Origin of the sequence: Herbiconiux oxytropis, from assembly GCF_024979315.1 — a bacterium.
Taxonomy (GTDB): domain Bacteria; phylum Actinomycetota; class Actinomycetes; order Actinomycetales; family Microbacteriaceae; genus Herbiconiux; species Herbiconiux oxytropis.
On the sequence record NZ_JANLCK010000004.1, the window covers coordinates 233,484 to 253,962 of the forward strand.

The 20,479-nt window shown below is 69.6% G+C and carries 20 protein-coding genes; 2 read left to right on the top strand and 18 right to left on the bottom strand.

Annotation, left to right across the window (positions count from 1 at the left end):
* Positions 1 to 6 precede the first annotated feature (6 nt).
* From N1028_RS09595 to N1028_RS09625, 7 genes are all read right to left on the bottom strand, one after another.
* Positions 7 to 1,530 (bottom strand): SDR family oxidoreductase, encoded by a 1,524-nt coding sequence (locus tag N1028_RS09595; protein WP_259527140.1) that lies wholly within the window; start codon positions 1,528 to 1,530, stop codon positions 7 to 9.
* 66 nt (positions 1,531 to 1,596) lie between these two features.
* A complete protein-coding gene (locus N1028_RS09600) occupies positions 1,597 to 2,826 on the bottom strand; it encodes an MFS transporter (RefSeq protein WP_259527147.1) in 1,230 nt (409 codons plus the stop codon).
* 35 nt (positions 2,827 to 2,861) lie between these two features.
* Positions 2,862 to 3,797: a bifunctional riboflavin kinase/FAD synthetase gene (locus N1028_RS09605; protein ID WP_259527149.1), complete on the bottom strand. Its 936-nt coding sequence runs from the start codon at positions 3,795 to 3,797 to the stop codon at positions 2,862 to 2,864.
* Positions 3,794 to 4,204 carry a hypothetical protein gene (locus N1028_RS09610; RefSeq protein ID WP_259527150.1) on the bottom strand — a complete coding sequence of 137 codons (411 nt, stop codon included), beginning with the start codon at positions 4,202 to 4,204 and terminating at the stop codon, positions 3,794 to 3,796. Before N1028_RS09610 ends, N1028_RS09605 begins: the two co-directional genes overlap by 4 nt.
* 51 nt (positions 4,205 to 4,255) lie before the next feature.
* A complete protein-coding gene (locus tag N1028_RS09615) occupies positions 4,256 to 4,624 on the bottom strand; it encodes a hypothetical protein (RefSeq protein WP_259527152.1) in 369 nt (122 codons plus the stop codon).
* Positions 4,621 to 5,595, bottom strand: coding sequence for a tRNA pseudouridine(55) synthase TruB (gene truB, locus N1028_RS09620; protein ID WP_259527154.1), 975 nt, complete (start codon positions 5,593 to 5,595; stop codon positions 4,621 to 4,623). Before truB ends, N1028_RS09615 begins: the two co-directional genes overlap by 4 nt.
* A gap of 25 nt (positions 5,596 to 5,620) precedes the next feature.
* Positions 5,621 to 6,235, bottom strand: coding sequence for a nucleoside/nucleotide kinase family protein (locus tag N1028_RS09625; RefSeq protein ID WP_259527156.1), 615 nt, complete (start codon positions 6,233 to 6,235; stop codon positions 5,621 to 5,623).
* Positions 6,236 to 6,288: 53 nt separating this feature from the next.
* Here N1028_RS09625 and N1028_RS09630 point away from each other — a divergent pair, with 53 nt between their 5' ends.
* Positions 6,289 to 7,164 carry an iron-sulfur binding domain-containing protein gene (locus tag N1028_RS09630; RefSeq protein ID WP_259527157.1) on the top strand — a complete coding sequence of 292 codons (876 nt, stop codon included), beginning with the start codon at positions 6,289 to 6,291 and terminating at the stop codon, positions 7,162 to 7,164.
* Here N1028_RS09630 and rbfA read toward each other — a convergent pair.
* The 5 genes from rbfA to N1028_RS09655 all read right to left on the bottom strand — a co-directional run bounded on the left by rbfA (position 7,161) and on the right by N1028_RS09655 (position 13,872).
* Positions 7,161 to 7,631 (bottom strand): 30S ribosome-binding factor RbfA, encoded by a 471-nt coding sequence (rbfA, locus tag N1028_RS09635; protein WP_259527168.1) that lies wholly within the window; start codon positions 7,629 to 7,631, stop codon positions 7,161 to 7,163. The genes N1028_RS09630 and rbfA overlap by 4 nt on opposite strands.
* 143 nt (positions 7,632 to 7,774) lie before the next feature.
* A complete protein-coding gene (gene infB, locus N1028_RS09640; RefSeq protein ID WP_259527170.1) occupies positions 7,775 to 10,621 on the bottom strand; it encodes a translation initiation factor IF-2 in 2,847 nt (948 codons plus the stop codon).
* A gap of 90 nt (positions 10,622 to 10,711) precedes the next feature.
* On the bottom strand, positions 10,712 to 10,984 hold the full coding sequence (locus tag N1028_RS09645; protein ID WP_259527180.1) for a YlxR family protein: 273 nt from the start codon (positions 10,982 to 10,984) through the stop codon (positions 10,712 to 10,714).
* Between the two features lie 64 nt (positions 10,985 to 11,048).
* Positions 11,049 to 12,047: a transcription termination factor NusA gene (gene nusA, locus N1028_RS09650; RefSeq protein ID WP_259527195.1), complete on the bottom strand. Its 999-nt coding sequence runs from the start codon at positions 12,045 to 12,047 to the stop codon at positions 11,049 to 11,051.
* Positions 12,048 to 12,108: 61 nt separating this feature from the next.
* Entirely contained in the window at positions 12,109 to 13,872 is a 1,764-nt protein-coding gene (locus tag N1028_RS09655) for a proline--tRNA ligase (protein ID WP_259527206.1), read from the bottom strand.
* A 106-nt stretch (positions 13,873 to 13,978) separates the two neighbouring features.
* Between N1028_RS09655 and N1028_RS09660 the strand changes: the two genes are divergently transcribed.
* Positions 13,979 to 14,494: a methylated-DNA--[protein]-cysteine S-methyltransferase gene (locus N1028_RS09660; protein ID WP_259527212.1), complete on the top strand. Its 516-nt coding sequence runs from the start codon at positions 13,979 to 13,981 to the stop codon at positions 14,492 to 14,494.
* 9 nt (positions 14,495 to 14,503) lie between these two features.
* Here N1028_RS09660 and N1028_RS09665 read toward each other — a convergent pair whose 3' ends face one another.
* The 6 genes from N1028_RS09665 to N1028_RS09690 form a co-directional block, all read right to left on the bottom strand.
* Positions 14,504 to 15,241 carry a YaaA family protein gene (locus N1028_RS09665; RefSeq protein ID WP_259527214.1) on the bottom strand — a complete coding sequence of 246 codons (738 nt, stop codon included), beginning with the start codon at positions 15,239 to 15,241 and terminating at the stop codon, positions 14,504 to 14,506.
* Between the two features lie 86 nt (positions 15,242 to 15,327).
* Complete coding sequence (locus N1028_RS09670; protein WP_259527217.1) at positions 15,328 to 15,594, bottom strand: F0F1 ATP synthase subunit epsilon; 267 nt, start codon at positions 15,592 to 15,594, stop codon at positions 15,328 to 15,330.
* Between the two features lie 2 nt (positions 15,595 to 15,596).
* Positions 15,597 to 17,057: a F0F1 ATP synthase subunit beta gene (gene atpD, locus N1028_RS09675; RefSeq protein ID WP_259527232.1), complete on the bottom strand. Its 1,461-nt coding sequence runs from the start codon at positions 17,055 to 17,057 to the stop codon at positions 15,597 to 15,599.
* A gap of 24 nt (positions 17,058 to 17,081) precedes the next feature.
* On the bottom strand, positions 17,082 to 17,984 hold the full coding sequence (locus N1028_RS09680) for a F0F1 ATP synthase subunit gamma (protein WP_259527241.1): 903 nt from the start codon (positions 17,982 to 17,984) through the stop codon (positions 17,082 to 17,084).
* Between the two features lie 2 nt (positions 17,985 to 17,986).
* Complete coding sequence (atpA, locus tag N1028_RS09685; protein WP_259527253.1) at positions 17,987 to 19,624, bottom strand: F0F1 ATP synthase subunit alpha; 1,638 nt, start codon at positions 19,622 to 19,624, stop codon at positions 17,987 to 17,989.
* A 53-nt stretch (positions 19,625 to 19,677) separates the two neighbouring features.
* Positions 19,678 to 20,475: a F0F1 ATP synthase subunit delta gene (locus N1028_RS09690; RefSeq protein WP_259527255.1), complete on the bottom strand. Its 798-nt coding sequence runs from the start codon at positions 20,473 to 20,475 to the stop codon at positions 19,678 to 19,680.
* Between the last annotated feature and the right edge of the window lie 4 nt (positions 20,476 to 20,479).

A 20,479-nucleotide genomic window follows, 5' to 3' on the forward strand; every position in this document is an offset into this window, starting at 1 on the left:
GCCAGTCTACGCGGCCTCTCCCGCGGCCGCCGCCAGGGCGGTCTCGGTGATGCGATTGGCCATGCCGTTGAAGATGACCCCGTGGAAGGGCAGGATGGCGAACCAGTACAGCCGGCCGCCGAGCCCGCGCGGGAAGAAGATGGCGCGCTGTTCGTAGACCGAGCCGCCTCCGCCGTCGTCGGCGTCGCGCGCCCGCATCTCGAGCCAGGCGCGCCCCGGCACCTTCATCTCGGCCCGGAGCCGCAGGAACTCGCCGCGATCGATCTGCTCCACCCGCCAGAAGTCGAGGGCGTCACCGGTGTTGAGCCTCGTGGCGTTGCGGCGCCCTCGTCTGAGGCCCACGCCGCCCACGACCTTGTCCATCCAGCCGCGCACGGCCCAGGCGAGGGGGAAGGAGTACCAGCCGTTCTCGCCGCCGATGCCCTCGATCACGGTCCAGAGGTCGGCGCGGGTCGCCTTCGTGCGACGCTCCTTCTCGTCGAGGTAGACCGTATGGCCCGCCCAGTCCGGGTCGCTCGGCAGCGGATCGCTCACGGCGCCGTCGACGAGCGCGTCCTGCCAGCTCGTTTCGACCTCGCCTGCCTTCATGCGCTGGAGTGCGAGGCGCACGGCCCGGCGGTAGGGCGTCAGTCCGCCCTCGGGGTCGGGGATGAAGCGGCGGATGTCGTGCTCGTGCGTGACGCAGTCGAATTGGAGCGACGCGATGATGGGCATCGCGAGCGCGCGCGGGATGGGCGTCACGAGGTTGACCCACTGCGACGCGAGCCACGGGGTGAGCACCGGGAGTGCGGCGATCGCCCGCTGCTTCAGACCCGCCTCGAGGGCGTAGCCGTTCATCATCTGGCCGTAGCGCAGCACGTCGGGGCCGCCGATGTCGAAGGTGCGGTTGAGCTCGGCCGGCAGGTCGGCGGAGTGCACGAGGTAGTAGAGCACGTCGCGCACGGCGATCGGCTGGATGCGGTTGCGCACCCACTTGGGCGCGGGCATGTAGGGCAGCACGTCGGTGAGGTGCCGGATCATCTCGAACGAGGTCGATCCCGATCCGATCACGACACCGGCCTGGAGTGCCGCCGTCGGCACGCCGGAGGCCATCAGGATGCGGCCGACCTCGACGCGTGAACGCAGGTGCGGCGACAGGTCGTCGACGGGCTCGCCCGAGCCGGGGTGGGCCTCGGGGTGGAGGCCCCCCAGGTAGACGACGCGCTTCACGCCGGCCGCGGCCACGGCCTTCGCGACGTTCTCGGCCGATTCGCGTTCGACGGTCTCGAAGTCGTGCTTCGCGCCGCCCATCGAGTGCACGAGGTAGTAGAAGACGTCGACGCCCTCGCACGCGGCCGCGAGCGACTCCGGATCGCCGAGGTCGCCCTCGACGACGTCGACGTCACCCGCCCACGGCACGTCGTCGAGCTTCAGCGGCGTGCGCACGAGCACCCGCACGCGGAAGCCGGCCTCCAGCAACCGCGGCACCAGCCGGCCCCCGATGTATCCCGTAGCCCCCGTGACCAGTGCCAGCCGTGCGTCATCCGTCATCTGCCTCACGCTACGCCGGGCCGGCAGGAGCCGCTCGGGGCACCGGCGGATGCTCAGGCGTGAGGGTCAGCGCCGCGGCCTGTGGTCCTCGAGCATGCGGGGCCGCGCCACCACGATTCCCGCGAACCCCATGCCGACCGCGCTCGCGACGAGCAGCAGGAGGGGTGCCGTCCACGCCCCGGTGAGCTCGTGCAGAACGCCGACGAGCAACGGCCCGGTGGCCGAGAGGGCGTAGCCGAGGCTCTGCACGAACGAGCTCAACGCCACCGCGCCCTCGTGGGTGCGCGTGCGCAGGTTGATGAGCACGAGCGCGAGCGGGAACAGCAGGGCACCGAGGCCCGCGAGGGTCACCCACAGCCACACGATGCCCGCTCCGGGTGCGAGCAGCAGACCGCCATAGCCCACGATGTAGGAGGCGACCCCCGCGGCCACGAGCCAGCTCACCTTCTTCAGCCGGACGGCGAGCACGGGCACGACGAGCGACGCCGGAAGGCCCGTGACCGAGTAGAGCGACAGCAGCGCCCCCGCCTGCCCGGCGCTCACGCCGCTGACGTCGACGAGCACAGCCGGAAGCCACGTGAACATCGCGTACGAGTTGATGCCGGTGAGCCCGAACACGAGCATGAGCGACCACGCGAGCGGTGATCGCCACACTCCTCCGAGCGCGCGCGGCTGCGGTTCGTCGACCGGTGCGCGCCTGCCCCTGGCCCGGGCGGCGAGGGTCACGAGCGGTACGAGGGCGAACAGGGCGAGCACAGACCAGACTCCGACCGCGATGCGCCAGCCCGCGCCGTCGGCCACCTGCACGGCCACGAGGGGCGGGATGGTCGCTCCGAGCGCCATCGTGGTGGCGTAGACGGAGGTGACGAGCCCGATGCGATCGGGGAAGTACGTCTTCACGAGCGGCGGCAGGAGCACGTTGGCCACGCCCATTCCCGCGAACGTGACGGCACTCGCCATCGCGAGCACGGCGTAGGAGTCTCCCGCCGCCCGCAGCAGGTGGCCCGCGAGCATCACGACGAGAGCGCCCACCACCACGGGCTCGAGCCCGAACCGGCGATGCAACGCGGGAGCGAACGGCCCCACGGCCGCGAAGCACAGCGGCGGCAGCATCCCGAGCAGGCCGATGCCCACCGAGCCGAGCGGGATGTCGACGGCGATCTCGTCGAAGATCGGCGACAGCGCCGCGACCGCCGTGCGGAGGTTCAGTGCCACGAGCACGATCGTGATGAGGGCGAGAGCGCGGCCTCGCCAGAGCGGAGCCGGCGCCGCCGGACGAGGGCCGGAGCCGCTCACGGACGGCTCATCGCAGCGAGTTGATCACAGCGGGTTCAGCGCCCCGCGAGGATGGAGCGCACCCCGGCGACGTCGTCGTCCATCTGCGCGATCAGCGGCTCGATCCCTGCGAACCGCACCTGGCCGCGGATGCGCGCCACGAACGAGATGTCGACGATGTGGCCGTAGAGGTCGAGCTCCTCGTCGAGCACGTAGGCCTCGACCTGCTTGGGCGGAACGCCCGTGAAGGTCGGGTTGCTGCCCACCGAGATGGCGGCCGGGTAGCGCTTCTCGCCGTCCGTCAGCCATCCGGCGTAGACGCCGTCTGCGGGGATCAGCCCCTCCGACTCGGGCGAGAGGTTGGCCGTGGGGTAGCCGAGCTCGCGGCCGCGGGCGGCGCCGTGCACGACCTCGCCGCGCACGGAGGGCGTGCGGCCGAGCATCTCGCCGGCGCGCTCGACGTCGCCGTCGGCCAGCAGTTCCCGGATCCACGACGACGACACCTTGCGGGCCTCGCCGGGGCGCACCTCGGGGATGAGATCGACCTCGAAGCCGAGCTCCGCACCGAGCGCCCTGAGCATGTGGATGTCGCCCTCGCCCTTGGCCCCGAACCGGAAGTCCTCACCCACCATGACCACCCGCGTTCCGCACACGTCGCGGAGCACCCGGGTGGCGAACTCGCGCGGGGTCATCGAGGCGAGCGCCTCGTCGAAGGAGAGGAAGAGTGTGACGTCGACGCCGGTGCCGGCGAGCAGCTCGAGCCTCTGGGCGTTGGAGACGAGTGCGTGCGGGCGCGCGGCTGGGTCGAGCTGGGCGAGCGGATGCCGGTCGAACGTGATGACGATCGACCGCAGATCCTTCTCCTCCGCCACCCGCAGCAGCTCGCCGATCACGGCGCGGTGCCCGGCGTGCACGCCGTCGAACTTGCCGATCGTGACCGCGGAGGGGCCGAGGTCGCCCTGCACCTCGGAGAGGTCGAAGTACGTTCTCATCGCGACCGCCGCAGCCACAGCATGCCGAGCACGGGGAGCACGAGGGGCACGAACAGGTAGCCCATGCCGTACCACGACCACACGGAGGCCTCGGCGAACAGCTCGGGCAGGAAGAGGCTGAGCGTGCCCACCGTCAGCACGCCCACGAGCTCGAAGGTGATGGCGATCCACGCCACCCGGTACCACACCGGCCCGGGCGCGATGAGGGCGATGGTGGCGACGATGTAGACGACGGCGGCGACCGCCGAGAGCGAGTAGGCGAAGGGGGCCTCGTCGAACTTCGCGATGAACTCGTAGACCGAGCGGCCGGTGGCGGCGAGGGCGAGGATGACGTAGACGAAGATGAGCACCCGGCCCACGCCGCGGGCGCGGGTCGTGGGGGCGGGAGCGAGGGTGTCGTGGGCCATGGCGTTACGAGTTTATGGCACCGGGGAGGTGGTGAGGCCCCGGCCCGGCACTCAGGCGACCTGCACGAACCAGATGGCGTTCATCCGGTAGACCATCACCGCCACGGCGAGGCAGAGGGCGCCCAGGATGACGGTGCTCCAGCGGCTGCGCTCGATCAGCGCCCAGAAGCCTCCGGCGATCGGCAGCAGCACCGCCGACACGAGGTAGATGTAGAACTCGAGCACGTCGCCCGTGGCGTCGTTGCCAAAGGCGGGCGCGGCGATGGCCACCACGAGCTGCACGATCAGCAGCAGCTCCACGAGCGCGGCGATGCCCATCACGAGATCGTTCGGCTTCTTGCCCGCGAGGCCAAGGATGACCGCGAGCAGCCCGCCGACGCTCGCTATGGCGACCTGCACGATCGTGAACCACTCGATCACGGCTGGGCCTCCTGGTACTCGTCGGGCGGGAAGTTCACGACGCTCTTGCCTGTGCTGCCGCGCCTCTCGACGAGGCCGAGAAGCCGACCGGCAGGGGTCACGGCGGCGAGGAGAACCCCGTCCGCCTCCGCGGCCGGCACGCGGCCCTCTGGCAGGGCGATCCGCTGGCCGTGCCCGAGCGCGGTGGCCTCGGCAGCGTCGACGTCGAGGCGCGGGAAGAGCCGGACGGCCACGTCGGCCGCGTCGAGGAGCTCGAGCGCCTCACCGTGTTCACCGCGCTCGAGCAGATCGTCGAGGGTGCGGGCATCGGCCACCGCGAAGGGGCCGATGCGGGTGCGTCGGAGGGCCGTGAGGTGACCGCCCACGCCGAGCAGCTCCCCCACGTCGCGCGCGATGGCGCGGATGTAGGTGCCAGAGGAGCAGACCACGCGCACGTCGACGTCGAGGAACGGACCCTCATCGGTCTCGCCGCGACGGGCCTCACCGAGCAGCTCCACCTCGGAGATCGTGACGGTGCGGCCCTCGAGCACCACGTCCTCCCCCGCCCGCACGCGCGCGTAGGCGCGCTTGCCGTCGACCTTGATGGCGCTCACCGAGCTCGGCACCTGCACGATCGTGCCGTGCTGCGTCTCGAACGCGCGGGCCACGGCATCCGGTGTCAGGTCGCCGAGCGAGCCGGCGGTGGCACCGGGCAGGAGCTCGCCCTCGGCGTCGTCGGTGGTGGTGGCGGCCCCGAGGCGCACGGTGGCGAGGTACTCCTTGTCGAGCCCCACCACGTAGGTGAGCAGCCGGGTTGAGCTGTTCACACCGAGCACGAGGAGGCCCGTGGCCATCGGGTCGAGAGTGCCCGCGTGCCCCACCTTGCGGGTGCCGGCGAGCCGGCGGGTGCGCGCCACGACGTCGTGACTCGTGTGCCCTGCGGGCTTGTCGACGAGCAGGATGCCGCTGGCGGTTGAGGACGGGGATTTCACGCCTGCGACACTAACAGTCGCCGGCTCAGCACGAGTCGGCGAACACGCGGCGCGGATGCGCGGGGTCGGCCAGGTCGATGATCGCCTGGGCGCCGAAACGCGGGCCGGCCTCGGCCTGGTAGAGCCGGTCGGCCTCGCGCACCTCCTCGCCCTGGGCGAACCAGAGGCTCTCGACGTAGGCGGTGTAGTTGAACTGGCCCGAGAGGCCCGGCCGCTGCAGGAACGGCCCGTCGAGCACGAGCACGGCGTCGGCGGGTGCCGTGAGCCAACGGGACTCGGCCGGCACGTCGCGAGCCGCGTCGAAGGCCTGGGTCTGGAAGCCCGCACTGCCGCCGAACCGGAACGGCTCGATCAGCACGCGCTTCAGGGTGTCGGTGTCGTAGCGGTCGAAGTAGTACCCGGCGCCCGAGTCGGTGCCGCGGAGCTCCCGGGCCGCACGCGGCCGCTGGAAGCCCTCGAGCGACGCCCGCACGGAGTGCACGCCGGAGCGCTCGAACGAGCCGGCGAGCTCGTCGGCGAACGCCGCGGTGGAGTCGAGGCCGTCGACGGCCACGATCACCCGGCCCAGGCGGTAGTTGTGCCGGATCTCGGCGCTCAGCGCATCGGTGAACTCGCTCGCGGGCGTGGCTGGCGTGACCATGCTCCGAGTCTAGGCACGAGAGCGGCGCGGCCCGTCGCCCGTAGGCTGGGAGGATGCCCGCCACCGCCTTCGCCGCCGCGGTCGTCGACTGGTTCGCGCTGCACGCGCGCGATCTCCCCTGGCGTCGCCCCGGCTTCCCGCCGTGGGGCACGCTCGTGAGCGAATTCATGCTGCAGCAGACGCCCGTGGTGCGGGTCATTCCGCGTTTGGACGAATGGCTCACGCGCTGGCCGGAGCCCGCCGCCCTAGCGGCGGAGGCCCCCGGCGAGGCCGTCCGCGCCTGGCAGTCGCTCGGCTACCCGCGGCGGGCGCTGCGACTTCACGCCTGCGCGGTCGCCATCACGACAGAGCACGGCGGCGTCGTGCCCCGCGACGTGCCGACGCTTCTCGGTCTCCCGGGCATCGGCGACTACACCGCGCGGGCGATCGCGGTGTTCGCCTACGGCGACCGGCACCCGGTGGTCGACACGAACATCCGCCGCGTCGTCGCCCGGGCCGTCGAGGGGCTCCCGGATGCCGCGGCGCCGAACGCGAAGCGAGACCTGCCGGCCATGACCGCGCTGCTGCCGGCCGACGACGGCGAAGCCGCTCGCTTCAACGCAGGCATGATGGAGCTCGGTGCCCTGATCTGCACGGCCCGGTCGCCGAAGTGCGAGCTCTGCCCGCTCGCGGCGCAGTGCGCCTGGCGGGCCGCAGGCTACCCCGAGACCGAGGTGGCCAGACGGCCGGTGCAGAAGGCCTACGAGGGCTCGGACCGGCAGGCCCGGGGAGCCGTGCTGCGCGTGCTGCGTGCCACGGCGCATCCGGTGCCCGGATCGAGGCTCGGCGAGGCCGTGACCGATCCCGCGCGCTACGGACGCGCCGTGGCGGGGCTCCTCGCCGACGGCCTCATCGTGGCCGTCGGCGACGACGTGTTCGCGCTGCCCTAGGCCCTGTCGGCCTCGGTCTCGTCGGCGTCCTGATCCTCGTCGCCGATCACGCGCGGCTTCACATAGGGATCCTCGTCGCCGGCGTACTGCGCCGACTTCGCGAGCCCCTCGACAGCGGCGTCGCGACTGCGGGCCTCGGCCAGCAGGTCTTCGAGCACCTTCGCGTTCTCGGGCAGAGCATCCGCGATGAACTCGAGCGACGGCGTGAGGCGTGCCGTGATGTTCCGGCCCACCTCGCTCCGCAGCATGCCGGTCGCCGACTTGAGGGCGGCGGCCGAGTCGGCACGCTCCTTCTCGTCGCCGTAGACGGTGTAGAAGATCGAGGCGTGCTGCAGATCCCCGGTCACCCGAACGTCCGTGATCGTCACGAACCCGAGACGCGGATCCCGGATCCCCTTCTCCAGCCGCTTGGCCACGATCACCTTGATACGATCCGCCATCTTGGCGGCCCGAGCCGGATCAGCCATCCCATTTCCTTCTTCCCTACAGAACCATCTATCGAACATGAGGGAGCCCGGGGAGGTCCGGTTTTCCTCTGACGCGCCTTTGGGCGAAGCCCAATCCTAAGCGTCAGAGGGAAACCGGACCTCCCCGGGCTCCCGACCACGAGCTACACCCGCGGCTTCTCCTTCATTTCAATGGTCTCGATCTCATCACCGATCTGGATGTCGTTGAACTTGCCGAGACCGATACCGGCCTCGAAGTCCGTGCGCACCTCGGTGACGTCGTCCTTGAAGCGACGCAGCGATTCGATGGCCAGGTTGTCCCCGACCACGACACCCTCGCGGATGACGCGCGCCTTGGCGTTTCGCGTGATCGTTCCCGACCGCACGATGACACCGGCGATGTTACCGAACTTCGACGAGCGGAAGATCTCGCGGATCTCGGCCACACCCGACTGCACCTCTTCGAACTCGGGCTTGAGCATGCCCTTGAGCGAGGACTCGATGTCGTCGAGAGCGTTGTAGATGACCGAGTAGAAGCGGATGTCCACGCCTTCTCGGGCAGCACGCTCGCGCGCCTTCGTGTCGGGCCGCACGTTGAACCCGATGATGATCGCGTTGTCGACCGTCGCCAGGTTGACGTCGGACTCCGTGACGGCACCCACACCGCGGTGGATGATGCGCAGCTGCACGCTGTCGTCGACCTCGATCTTGAGCAGCGACTCCTCGAGCGCCTCGACGGCACCGGAGACGTCACCCTTGATGATGAGGTTGAGCGCCTCGACCTTGCCTTCTTCGAGGGCACGGGTGAAGTCCTCGAGCGAGATGCGCTTGCGGGCCTTGGCCAGCGAGGCGTTGCGCTCGGCGGCTTCACGCTTCTCGGCGATCTGACGCGCGGTGCGGTCCTCCTCGGTGACGAGGAAGGTGTCGCCGGCACGGGGCACGGACGAGAGTCCCTGCACCTGGACCGGACGGGACGGGGTCGCCTCCGTGACGGTCTCGCCGTTCTCGTCCACCATGGCACGAACCCGCCCGTAGGCGGTTCCGGCCACGATCGCGTCGCCCACGCGGAGCGTTCCCGACTGGATGAGCACGGTCGCGACGGCGCCGCGGCCCTTGTCGAGCTTGGCCTCGATGGCCACACCGCGAGCATCCTTGTTGGGATTCGCGCGCAGGTCGAGCCCGGCGTCGGCGGTGAGGAGCACGGCGTCGAGCAGGTCCTGGATGCCGATGTCGTTGCGCGCCGACACGTCGACGAACATGACGTCTCCGCCGTACTCCTCGGCCACCAGGTTGTACTCGGTGAGCTGCTGGCGCACCTTGGCCGGGTTGGCGTCGGGCTTGTCGATCTTGTTGACCGCGACCACGATCGGCACGTTGGCCGCCTGGGCGTGGTTCAGCGCCTCGATCGTCTGCGGCATGATGCCGTCGTCGGCCGCGACCACGAGGATCGCGATGTCGGTCACCTGCGCACCACGAGCACGCATGGCGGTGAACGCCTCGTGGCCCGGGGTGTCGATGAAGGTGATCGGGCGCTCACGGCCCTCGTGCTCGGTGACGACCTGGTAGGCACCGATGTGCTGCGTGATGCCACCGGCTTCGCCGGCGACCACGTTGGCGTTCCGGATCGCGTCGAGAAGACGCGTCTTTCCGTGGTCGACGTGACCCATGACGGTGACGACGGGGGGCCGGATCTCGAGCTCCTCGTCGGTCTCGTCCTCCAGCTCCTGGTCGAGGTCGATGTCGAAGCCCTCGAGCAGCTCGCGGTCCTCCTCCTCGGGGGAGACGACCATGATCTTGTAGCCGAGCTCTTCGCCGAGCACCTGGAAGGTGGCCTCGTCGAGCGACTCCGTGGCCGTGGCCATCTCACCGAGGTGGAACAGCACGGTCACGAGGTTTCCGGGGCTCGCGTCGATCTTGTCGGCGAAGTCGGTGATCGACGCGCCACGACGCAGGCGGATGACGGTGTTGCCGTCGCCGCGGGGAACACTCACGCCACCCAGCGACGGGGCCTCGCGCAGCTCGAACTCAGCCCTCTTCGTGCGCTTGGACTTGCGGGCCTTGCTCTTGCCGCCACCGCGACCGAACGCACCGGCGGTTCCACCACCGGGACCACGGCCGCGACCACCGGCACCCGGACGCGGCGCGAAGCCGCCGGGGGCGCCACCGGCGCGGAAGCCGGGGCTGCCGGGAGCGGGGCGTGCGCCGCCGCCCTGGGCAGCGCCCGGACGGAAGCCTGCACCGGTGCCCGGACGCTGGAAGCCACCGGGGCCACCGGGGCGGGGAGCACCCGGACGCGGGGAACCGGGGCGGGGAGCACCCGGACGCGGAGCGCCCGGACGAGGAGCACCGGGCCGCGGGATGCCGTTGCCGGCTCCTGCGCCCTGCATGCCCTGCTGGCTCGCGAAGGGGTTGTTGCCGGGGCGCGGGGCACCGGGGCGGGGGCCACCGGGACGCTGCATGCCCTGCTGGCTCGCGAACGGGTTGTTGCCGGGGCGCGGGGCACCGGGGCGCGGCGGGGCGTCGCCGGAGGCCGGGGTCGCCGCCGAAGCGGAGGGTGCGGGAGCCGCGGGAGCACCCGGGGTGGGTGCCTCGGTCGGCGCCGCGGGTGCCTGGGCAGCGGGTGCTGCCGGGGCGGCGGGTGCTGCCGGAGCCGACGCGGCGGGCTTCTCGGCAGGGGCCGGAGCCGCTGCCGGGGCGGCCGGAGCGGCGGCGGCCGGAGCCTCCGGAGCAGCGGGTGCCGCGGGGCCGGGTCGGGCACCGGGGCGAGCGCCACCGGGGCGCGGGCCAGAGGTCTTGGGTGCGGGAGCAGCAGCGGCGGCCGGTGCAGCGGCACCGGTCGAACCGGCGCCCGCCTTGATCAGTGCCTCTTTGAGTCGACGGGCCACGGGGGGCTCGATCGACGACGACGGGCCCTTGACGAACTGGCCCATCTCTTTGAGGGTTGCAAGGGCTACCTTGCTGTCGACACCGAGCTCGGCGGCGACTTCATGTACACGTGGTTTTGCAGCCACAATTCTCCTGTCTGAGGCCTACCCCAGACAGGGCAGGCCGCTAAAAACGGACGGGTCTCATTTCGAGCCGCTCATCGGTCTAGTTGCCACTCATGGGTTCACGGTGCCGTTCAGCCTGTTCTCTAATGTCGATGTGTCGAGGGAGCCCTCGACACGGAGCGCACGCCCGAAAGCACGCCGCGTGACCGCGGTCTGGAAGCATTCGGATGAGGGATGAAGCCAAGCGCCCCGGCCGGGAAGCGAAGCCGTCTCGTCGACGACCAGAACTTTCCCTGTAGGGACGAGGTCCCTGGCCACGACCCTCAGAAGAGAGGATCGCGTGGTGCGCGCGCGACATCCGACGCACGTTCTAACGGGTTCCATCGTACTCCATATTCCCGGGCGGCCGTTCGACGAACCGCCCGGGACTCACCCGGTACCGGGTGGTTCAGTCCTCGTCGAGGATCGAATCCGGTTGGATATCGATCTTCGCGCCGGTCAGTTTGGCCGCGAGACGGGCGTTCTGCCCCTCCTTGCCGATCGCGAGCGACAGCTGGTAGTCGGGCACGAGTGCTCGCACGGCCTTCGTGGCCTGGTCGATCACGAAGGCGCTCGACACCTTGGCCGGCGAGAGGGCGTTGGCCACGAAGGTCGAGAGGTCTTCGGAGTAGTCGACGATGTCGATCTTCTCGGCGCCGAGCTCCGACGTCACGGCGCGCACGCGCTGGCCGAGCTCGCCGATGCAGGCGCCCTTGGCGTTGATGCCGGGCTCGGTCGCGCGCACCGCGATCTTGGTGCGGTGGCCGGCCTCGCGGGCCAGCGACACGATCTCCACGACGCCCGAGGCGATCTCGGGCACCTCGAGCGCGAAGAGCTTGCGCACGAGCGACGGGTGGGTGCGCGACACGGTGATCGCAGGCCCCTTCGGTCCCTTGGCCACACTCGTGACGTAGACCCGGATGCGCGAACCGTGCGCGTAGGTCTCGCCGGGAACCTGCTCCTCGGGGGGCATGATCGCCTCGATCGTGCCAAGGTCGACGTGGATCATCCGCGGGTTCGGGCCCTGCTGGATGACGCCGGCGATGATGTCGCCCTCGCGGCCCTTGAACTCGCCGAGCACCTTGTCGTCGCCGATGTCGCGGAGCCGCTGGTTGATGACCTGTTTGGCCGCGAACGCCGCGATGCGGCCGAAGTCGCTCGGGTTCTCCTCGGCCTCGCCGATCACCACGCCGTCCTCGTCGACCTCGGGCACGAAGATCGAGATGTGCCCGGACTTGCGGTCGAGGTGCACGCGCGCCGAATCGGTGCCGTCTTCTGACGCGGCAGGCCGGTCGGTGTGCTTGAGGTATGCCGTCAGGATCGCCTGCTCGATGATCCCCACGAGTTCCTCGAAGGGAATCTCTCGTTCACGTTCCAGCAAGCGCAAGACGCTGAGGTCGATGTCCACTTCCGGCCTCCTCTGTTCAGATCTGAAGACCGCCGATGACTCCGGCGGTCAAACGTAGAGACTACCCGAAGCTCGCCGCCACGGCATCCAGGGCGACCTGGGTGCGCTCCCCGGTGGCCCGGTCCCAGCGCTCCACCACGCCCTCGGCGACGCCGCGGCCCACGATCACGATCTGCGGCACGCCGATCAGCTCGGCGTCGCCGAACTTCACGCCGGGCGACACCTTGGGCCGGTCGTCGAAGAGCACGTCGAGGCCCTTCGCCTCGAGATCGGCGACGACCCTCTCAGCGGCCTCGTAGACCTCGGCGTCGCGGCCTGTGGCGATCACGTGCACGTCGAAGGGCGCCACGGCGGGGGGCCAGATGAGGCCCTTCTCGTCGTTGTGCAGCTCGGCGATGATGGCGAGGATGCGGGTGATCCCGATCCCGTAGGAGCCCATCGTGACGGTCACGAGCTTGCCGTTCTCGTCGAGCACCTTGAGCCCGAGGGCCTCGGCGTACTTGCGGCCGAGCTGGAAGACGTGGCCGATCTCCATGCCGCGCGCGAGCTCGACGGGTCCTGAGCCGTCCGGAGCGGGGTCGCCCGCACGCACCTCGGCGATCTCGACGGTGCCGTCTGCGGTGAAGTCGCGGCCGGCGACGAGGCCGAACACGTGCTTGCCGTGGCTGTTGGCGCCCGTGATCCAGCCGGATCCATCGACCACCCGAGGGTCGACGACGTAGCGGATGCCTGTGCTGCCCTCCTCGCCGAGCACGGCACCCTCAGGCGACCAGGGCCCGATGTACCCCTTCACGAGGCCGGGGTGCTTGGCGAAGTCGGCCTCGGTGGCCGCCTCGATCTCGGCGGGCGCGAACGCCACCTCGGCGCGCTTGAGGTCGACCTCGCGGTCGCCTGGCAGGCCGATCACCACGAGCTCGCGGGTGCCGCCCGGCTGAGAGAGCGCGAGCACGACGTTCTTCAGCGTGTCGGCGGCGGTCCAGGCCCGGCCGTCGGGTCGCGGATGCGCGCTGTTGGCCCGGTCGACGAGCGTCTGGATGGTCGGGGTGTCGGGGGTGTCGAGCACCTCGGCCGGGGTGAGGCCCTCGAACGAGCGGGACTCGGGCACGAGGGTCGTGAAGGCCTCGACATTGGCCGCGTAGCCGCCGGCCGAGCGCACGAACGTGTCCTCCCCCACGGGGGTGGGGTGCAGGAACTCCTCGCTCTTGGAGCCGCCCATGGCCCCGGCATCCGCCTTCACGATCACGTACTCGAGACCGAGCGCGGTGAAGATCCGCTCGTAGGCATCCCGCTGCGCCTGGTACGACGCGTCGAGGCCGGCGTCGGTGTAGTCGAAGGAGTACGCATCCTTCATCGTGAACTCGCGGCCGCGCAGGAGGCCCGCGCGGGGCCGTGCCTCGTCGCGGTACTTGTCCTGGATCTGGTAGATCGAGAGCGGCAGGTCCTTGTAGCTGTTGTAGAGGTCCTTCACGAGCAGCGTGAAGACCTCCTCGTGCGTGGGCGCGAGCACGAGACCGGCGTCCTTGCGGTCGGCGAGGCGGAACATCGCGGGGCCGTACTCCTCGTAGCGCCCGGTGGCCTCGTAGGGCTCCTTGGGCAACAGGGCCGGGAAATGCACCTCGAAGGCGCCGGCGGCGGCCATCTCCGCCCGGACGATCGCCTCGATCTTCGCCTTCACCCGGAGGCCGAGCGGCAGCCACGCGAAGATGCCCGGCGCCTGGCGCCGGATGTAGCCGGCGCGCACGAGCAGCCGGTGGCTGGTCACCTCCGCGTCGGAGGGATCTTCACGGAGGGTTCTGAGGAAGTACGAAGACAGGCGTGTAGGCACGAGTCGAGTTTAGCGAGTCCTGCACAGCCACCCGGATGCCGCGGGGCCGTCCCCAGAACAGCCCATGACGGACCGGACCTCGCCGTGTGCTCTCTACCGTCGACGCATGGACACTCTCACCCAGCTGCGCTCCGCCTCCCCATACCTGCAGCGCTGCAGCACCCCCATCGGGCGCATCGAGGTCGCGAGCGACGGCGATGCGGTCACCGCGGTGGCCGTGGAGCACAACGGCGTGCTCCCCCACGACGGCCTCGCGTTCGACTCGAACGCGGTGGCCGACGAGGCGGTCGCCCAGCTGCTCGACTACTTCTCCGGGTTCCGCCGACGGTTCACGGTGCCGCTGCTGCACAGGGGCACGCCGTTCCAGGTGGCGGTGTGGCAGGAGCTCGCCGCCATCCCCTGGGGGCACAGCTCCACCTACGGCCTCATCGCCTCCGCCGTGGGCAAGCGCGGATCGGGTCGCGCGGTGGGCGGCGCCATCGCCATGAATCCCACACCGCTCCTCGTCGGCTGCCACCGCGTGCTCTCGGCCGACGGCCGGGCCACCGGGTGGAGCTGGGGGCAGGGGGTGCGCACCAAGTCGTGGCTGCTCGGGCTGGAGGGCATTCCGCACGAGATCTGACGAGGGGCTTCAGACCTCGAGCACGAGCTCCCCGCCCGAGGTCGACAGGCGATGGCCGGCCCCGGCGCCCCACGCGATGAGCGAGTCGACGTCGGCGAAGTCGACCCCGTTCTCCGCAATGGCGCGCACGAGCGTGCCCTTGCCCTTCTTGTTGAAGTGGTTGAGGGCCCGGGCTACGCCATCCGGCCCCCGGCTCACGACCCGCAGGAACCAGCTGCCCGCGGGGGCAGGGCCGAGAGCCACGTACGCCTCGGAGCGGAGGTCGAGGATGAGCTCCCCCTCATGACGCGCGAGCTCCTTCGCCACGGCGGCAGCCCAACGGGTCTTCACCGACGGGGCATCCAGGCGCGAGTCGTGCGAGAGCCGGTAGGCGGGGATGGGATCGCCCGCGCCCACGAGGCCGAAGAGCGCGGAGTGGATCCGCACGTGCAGCTCGGCAAAGGCCCGCGCCTCCGCGGACAGCGACTCGGCACCGAGCGCCTCGTAGAGCACCCCCGTGTAGCGCTCGAGCGCAGGCATGGTCGGCGCCTTGGACAGGGTTCGATTGCGCTCGACCTCGAAGGTGAGCTTCTGACCGAGCTTCAGGCGCTTCATCGTCTCCTCGGGATCGCGAGCGAGCCGCGAGACGTCGCGCACGAGCGCGCGACGCGTCGTCGTGAAAGCCGGATGCGACAGGGCGGCGTAGTCGAGCGGCGCCGGGTCGCCCCCGTCGCGCTTGGTCTCGGAGGGAGGCAGGAGGATCAGCACGAGCAGACCCCTTTCACGTCGAAGACCGCCGCATCCGGCTCACGAGGAGCGGGAGGCGGCGGTCTGGGACCGACGAATCGTGGAGGTTACTTGATCAGTTCGGCGTCTCGCGCCACGATCGTGACGGTGTCATTCTCGACCGAGAGGAACCCGTCGTCGGCGCGCGCCACGAGGCGTTCGCCCGAGGTCGCATTGACCCGCACCTCGCCCGCGGCGAGGATCGCGAGCAGCGGCTCGTGACCGGCCAGGATGCCGATCTCGCCCTCGACCGTCTTGGCGATGACCATCGACGCCTCGCCCGACCAGATCTGCTGATCGGCCGACACGACGCTGACGTTCAGAGGAGAGGCCATGATCAGCCGTTCTCCTTCTGGATCTGAGCCCACTTCTCCTCGACGTCGCTGATCGAACCGACGTTGAAGAACGCCTGCTCGGCCACGCTGTCGAAGTCACCCTTGGTGATCGCGTCGAACGACTCGATGGTGTCCTTCAGCGGAACAGTCGAACCCTCGACGCCCGTGAACTTCTTCGCCATGTAGGTGTTCTGCGAGAGGAACTGCTCGATGCGTCGTGCGCGCGACACGGTCACCTTGTCCTCCTCGGAGAGCTCGTCGACACCGAGGATGGCGATGATCTCCTGCAGCTCCTTGTTCTTCTGGAGGATCTGCTTGACGTTGGTGGCCACGCGGTAGTGCTCGGCACCCAAGTAGCGGGGGTCCATGATCCGGCTGGTGGAGGTCAGCGGGTCGATGGCCGGGTAGAGGCCCTTCGAGGCGATGGCTCGCGAGAGCTCGGTCGTAGCGTCGAGGTGGGCGAACGTCGTGGCCGGCGCGGGGTCGGTGTAGTCGTCGGCCGGCACGTAGATCGCCTGGAGGGAGGTGATCGAGTGACCACGGGTCGAGGTGATGCGCTCCTGGAGCACACCCATCTCGTCGGCGAGGTTCGGCTGGTAGCCCACCGCGGAGGGCATGCGGCCGAGCAGCGTCGACACCTCGGAGCCGGCCTGCGTGAACCGGAAGATGTTGTCGATGAAGAGCAGCACGTCCTGGTTCTGCACATCGCGGAAGTACTCCGCCATGGTCAGGGCCGAGAGGGCCACGCGGAGTCGCGTTCCCGGCGGCTCGTCCATCTGGCCGAAGACGAGGGCGGTCTTGTCGAACACGCCCGCCTCCTCCATCTCGTGGATGAGGTCGTTGCCCTCACGGGTGCGCTCACCGACACCGGCGAACACCGACACACCGCTGTGGTTCTGCGCGACGCGCTGGATCATCTCCTGGATGAGCACGGTCTTGCCGACGCCCGCACCACCGAAGAGGCCGATCTTGCCACCGAGCACGTACGGCGTGAGGAGGTCGATCGACTTGATGCCGGTCTCGAAGAGCTGGGTCTTCGACTCGAGCTGGTCGAACGCCGGCGGGCGGCGGTGGATGGGCCAGCGCTCGGTGATCTCGATGGTCTCGCCGGGCTCCGCGTTCAGCACCTCGCCGATGACGTTGAACACGCGGCCCTTGGTGACGTCGCCCACGGGCACCGTGATGGCGGAGCCGGTGTCGCGCACCTCCTGGCCGCGGACGAGGCCGTCGGTGGGGTTCAGGGCGATGGCGCGCACGAGGTCGTCGCCGAGGTGCTGGGCGACCTCGAGGGTGATCTCGGTCGAGACGCCCGCGACGTTCAGCGTGGTCTTCAGTGCGTTGTAGACCTCGGGAATCGAGTCGTGCGGGAACTCGATGTCGACAACCGGGCCCGTGACGCGCGCAACACGACCGACGCCGGCCGGCGTCGAGGCCACGACTGGCGCGGTAGCAGTGTCAGTCATTGTGCTTTCTCTTTTCTTCGGTGCTTACTTGGCGGTGGCCAGTGCGTCGGCCCCGCCCACGATTTCGGAAATCTGCTGCGTGATCTCACTCTGACGGGCGTTGTTCGCCAGCCGGGTGTAGTCACGGATAAGGTTGTCGGCGTTGTCGCTGGCCGACTTCATCGCCTTCTGACGCGCTGCGTGCTCGGACGCCGCCGACTGCAGCATGGCGTTGTAGATGCGGCTCTCGACGTAGATCGGGAGCAGCTTGTCGAGCACGGTCTCGGCGTCCGGCTCGAACTCGTACAGCGGGTAGACGTCGGTGGACGGCGTCTCGGGGACTTCGCCCTCGACGATCTCGAGCGGCAGCAGGCGAACGACCTCGGGAGCCTGCGTCACCATGCTGACGAACCGGTTGAAGACGAGGTGGATCTCGTCCACGCCGCCCGCCTGGTCGTCCAGGTTGTACGAGCCGACGACGCTCTCGGCGATCTCCTGGGCCGTCTCGATGACCGGCTGGTCGGTGCTGCCGGTCCACGACTTCACGCTGTCGCGCTTGCGGAAGTTGAAGTACGCCACGGCCTTGCGGCCCACCAGGTAGTACGAGACGGTCTTGCCTTCGCTCCGGAGCAGCTCGGCGAGCCGTTCCGCCTCCTTCAGCACCGACGAGGAGAAGGCGCCCGCGAGGCCGCGGTCCGAAGTGAAGATCACGATCGCGGCACTGTCGAGCTTCTCGCGCTCGCTCGTGAGCGGGTGGTCGACGTTCGAGTAGGTGGCGACCGCCGAGACGGCGCGGGTGATGGCCCGCGAGTACGGCTCGGAGGCCTTCACGCGCGACAGCGCCTTCTGGATCCGCGACGCGGAGATGAGCTCCATCGCCCGCGTGATCTTCTTGGTCGTCTGGGCCGACTTGATCTTCGACCGGTAGACCCTGAGCTGTGCACCCATGGTTAGCGGCGACCCTTGACGATCTTCTCCTGGCCGACTTCCTCCGCCTTGGTGGCGTCGAACTTCTCGGTGCCGACCGAGGCGAGGGGCTTGCCCTCACCGGTCTGGAACTCGAGCTTGAACTGGTCGATCGCCTTGTCGAGCGCGGCAGTCGTCTCGTCGTCGAGCTTGTTGGTCTCGCGGAGGGTGGTCAGGATGTCGCTGGTGCGCCCGATGTAGTCGAGCAGCTCGGCCTCGAAGCGCAGGATGTCCTCGACGGGGACCTCGTCGAGCTTGCCCTTGGTGCCGGCCCAGATCGAGACGACCTGCTGCTCCACGGGGAACGGCGAGTACTGCGGCTGCTTGAGCAGCTCGGTGAGGCGGGCGCCTCGGGCGAGCTGACGACGCGAGGCCGCGTCGAGGTCGGACGCGAACATCGCGAAGGCCTCGAGCGAGCGGTACTGCGCGAGCTCGAGCTTCAGCGTTCCGGAGACCGACTTGATCGACTTCACCTGGGCGTCGCCACCGACTCGCGAGACCGAGATTCCCACGTCGACCGCGGGACGCTGGTTGGCGTTGAAGAGGTCGGACTGGAGGAAGATCTGGCCGTCGGTGATCGAGATCACGTTGGTCGGGATGTAGGCCGACACGTCGTTGGCCTTGGTCTCGATGATCGGCAGACCGGTCATCGATCCGGCACCCAGCTCGTCGGAGAGCTTGGCGCAGCGCTCGAGCAGACGCGAGTGCAGGTAGAACACGTCGCCGGGGTACGCCTCGCGTCCCGGCGGACGACGCAGGAGGAGCGACACGGCGCGGTAGGCCTCGGCCTGCTTCGACAGGTCGTCGAAGATGATCAGGACGTGCTTGCCGCCGTACATCCAGTGCTGGCCGATGGCCGAACCGGTGTAGGGGGCGAGGTACTTGAAGCCCGCGGGGTCGGAGGCGGGAGAGGCGACGATGGTGGTGTACTCCATCGCTCCGGCGTCTTCGAGCGCGCCCTTCACCGAGGCGATGGTCGAGCCCTTCTGGCCGATCGCGACGTAGATGCAGCGCACCTGCTTGTCGGTGTCGCCCGACTCCCAGTTGGCCTTCTGGTTGATGATCGTGTCGATCGCGATGGCGGTCTTGCCGGTCTGGCGGTCGCCGATGATCAGCTGGCGCTGGCCGCGGCCGATCGGGATCATGGCGTCGATCGCCTTGATGCCGGTCTGCATGGGCTCGTGCACGCTCTTGCGCGCCATGACGCCAGGCGCCTGGAGCTCGAGCTCGCGGCGGCCCTCCGAGGCGATCTCGCCGAGACCGTCGATCGGGTTGCCCAGCGGGTCGACGACGCGGCCGAGGTAGGCGTCGCCCACGGGGACCGACAGCACCTCGCCGGTGCGGGTGACTTCCTGGCCCTCTTCGATGCCGGTGAACTCACCGAGCACCACGACACCGATCTCGTCCTCGTCGAGGTTCTGGGCGAGGCCCAGGGTTCCATCGGCGAAGCGGATGAGCTCGTTGGCCATCACACCGGGCAGACCCTCGACGTGGGCGATGCCGTCGGCGGCGTCGATGACGTAGCCGACCTCGGTGGTCGAGGTCTTGCCGGGCTCGTAGGCCGCGACGAAGTCCTTGAGAGCGTCGCGGATCTCATCGGGGCGGATCGTAAGTTCAGCCATCGTTTTCCCTTTTCTGGTGGGGTCGTACCCCAGTGTGTTCCTGTGCCCGCGGGTTAGCCAGCGAGCTGAAGTCTCAAATCGTTGATGCGCGTCGCCACGCTGCCGTCGATGACGTCGTCACCGATCTGGATGCGCACGCCGCCCATGACCTTGGGGTCGATGACCTGGTTGAGCTGCACCGAGCGGCCGTACTGCGCCGCCAGGGTCTTCGCCAGACGCTCGCTCTGCGCGGCACCGAGCGGCGTCGCCGTGGTGACGGTCGCCACCGCGGAACCCGACTGGTCGGCCACGATCGACGAGGCGAAGCGCACGAGCTCGCCGATCCGACGACCGCGCGGCTGGGTGACCAGCTGGCGCACGATCGCGACGGTCTGAGCCGAGGCCTTGCCGCTCAGCAGGCGCTCGACGAGTGCCCGCTTCTGATCGGTGGAGCCGAGCTTGGAACCGAGGGCGAGCTCGAGCTCCGCGTCGCTGGACACAGCCCTCGCGAACTCGAACAGCTCCGCGTCGACCGCCGCCGAGGCGGGGGCCGAGCCGGCGACGGCCCGGATCCCGATCTCCTCGATTCCGGCGAGCAGGTCGGAGTGACTCGACCAGCGGCTTTCGGCGATGCTCACGAGGAGCTCGACGGCCTTGGGGTCGTAGCCCGTGCCGAAGAGCTTCCGCACGAGCGCCGCCTTGGCGCTGTTCTCGGCTCCGGGGTCGGAGAGGGCTCCGAGCAGGTGTGACGAATCGCCGATGATCCGACCAGCGGCGAAGAGCTCTTCTCCCGTGGCCAGATCGACCGCGGAGCCGAGGCTCGCGAGGCGAGCCTTGGCGTTCCCGAGGGCTACTCTGGTCGCGCTACCCATGTGC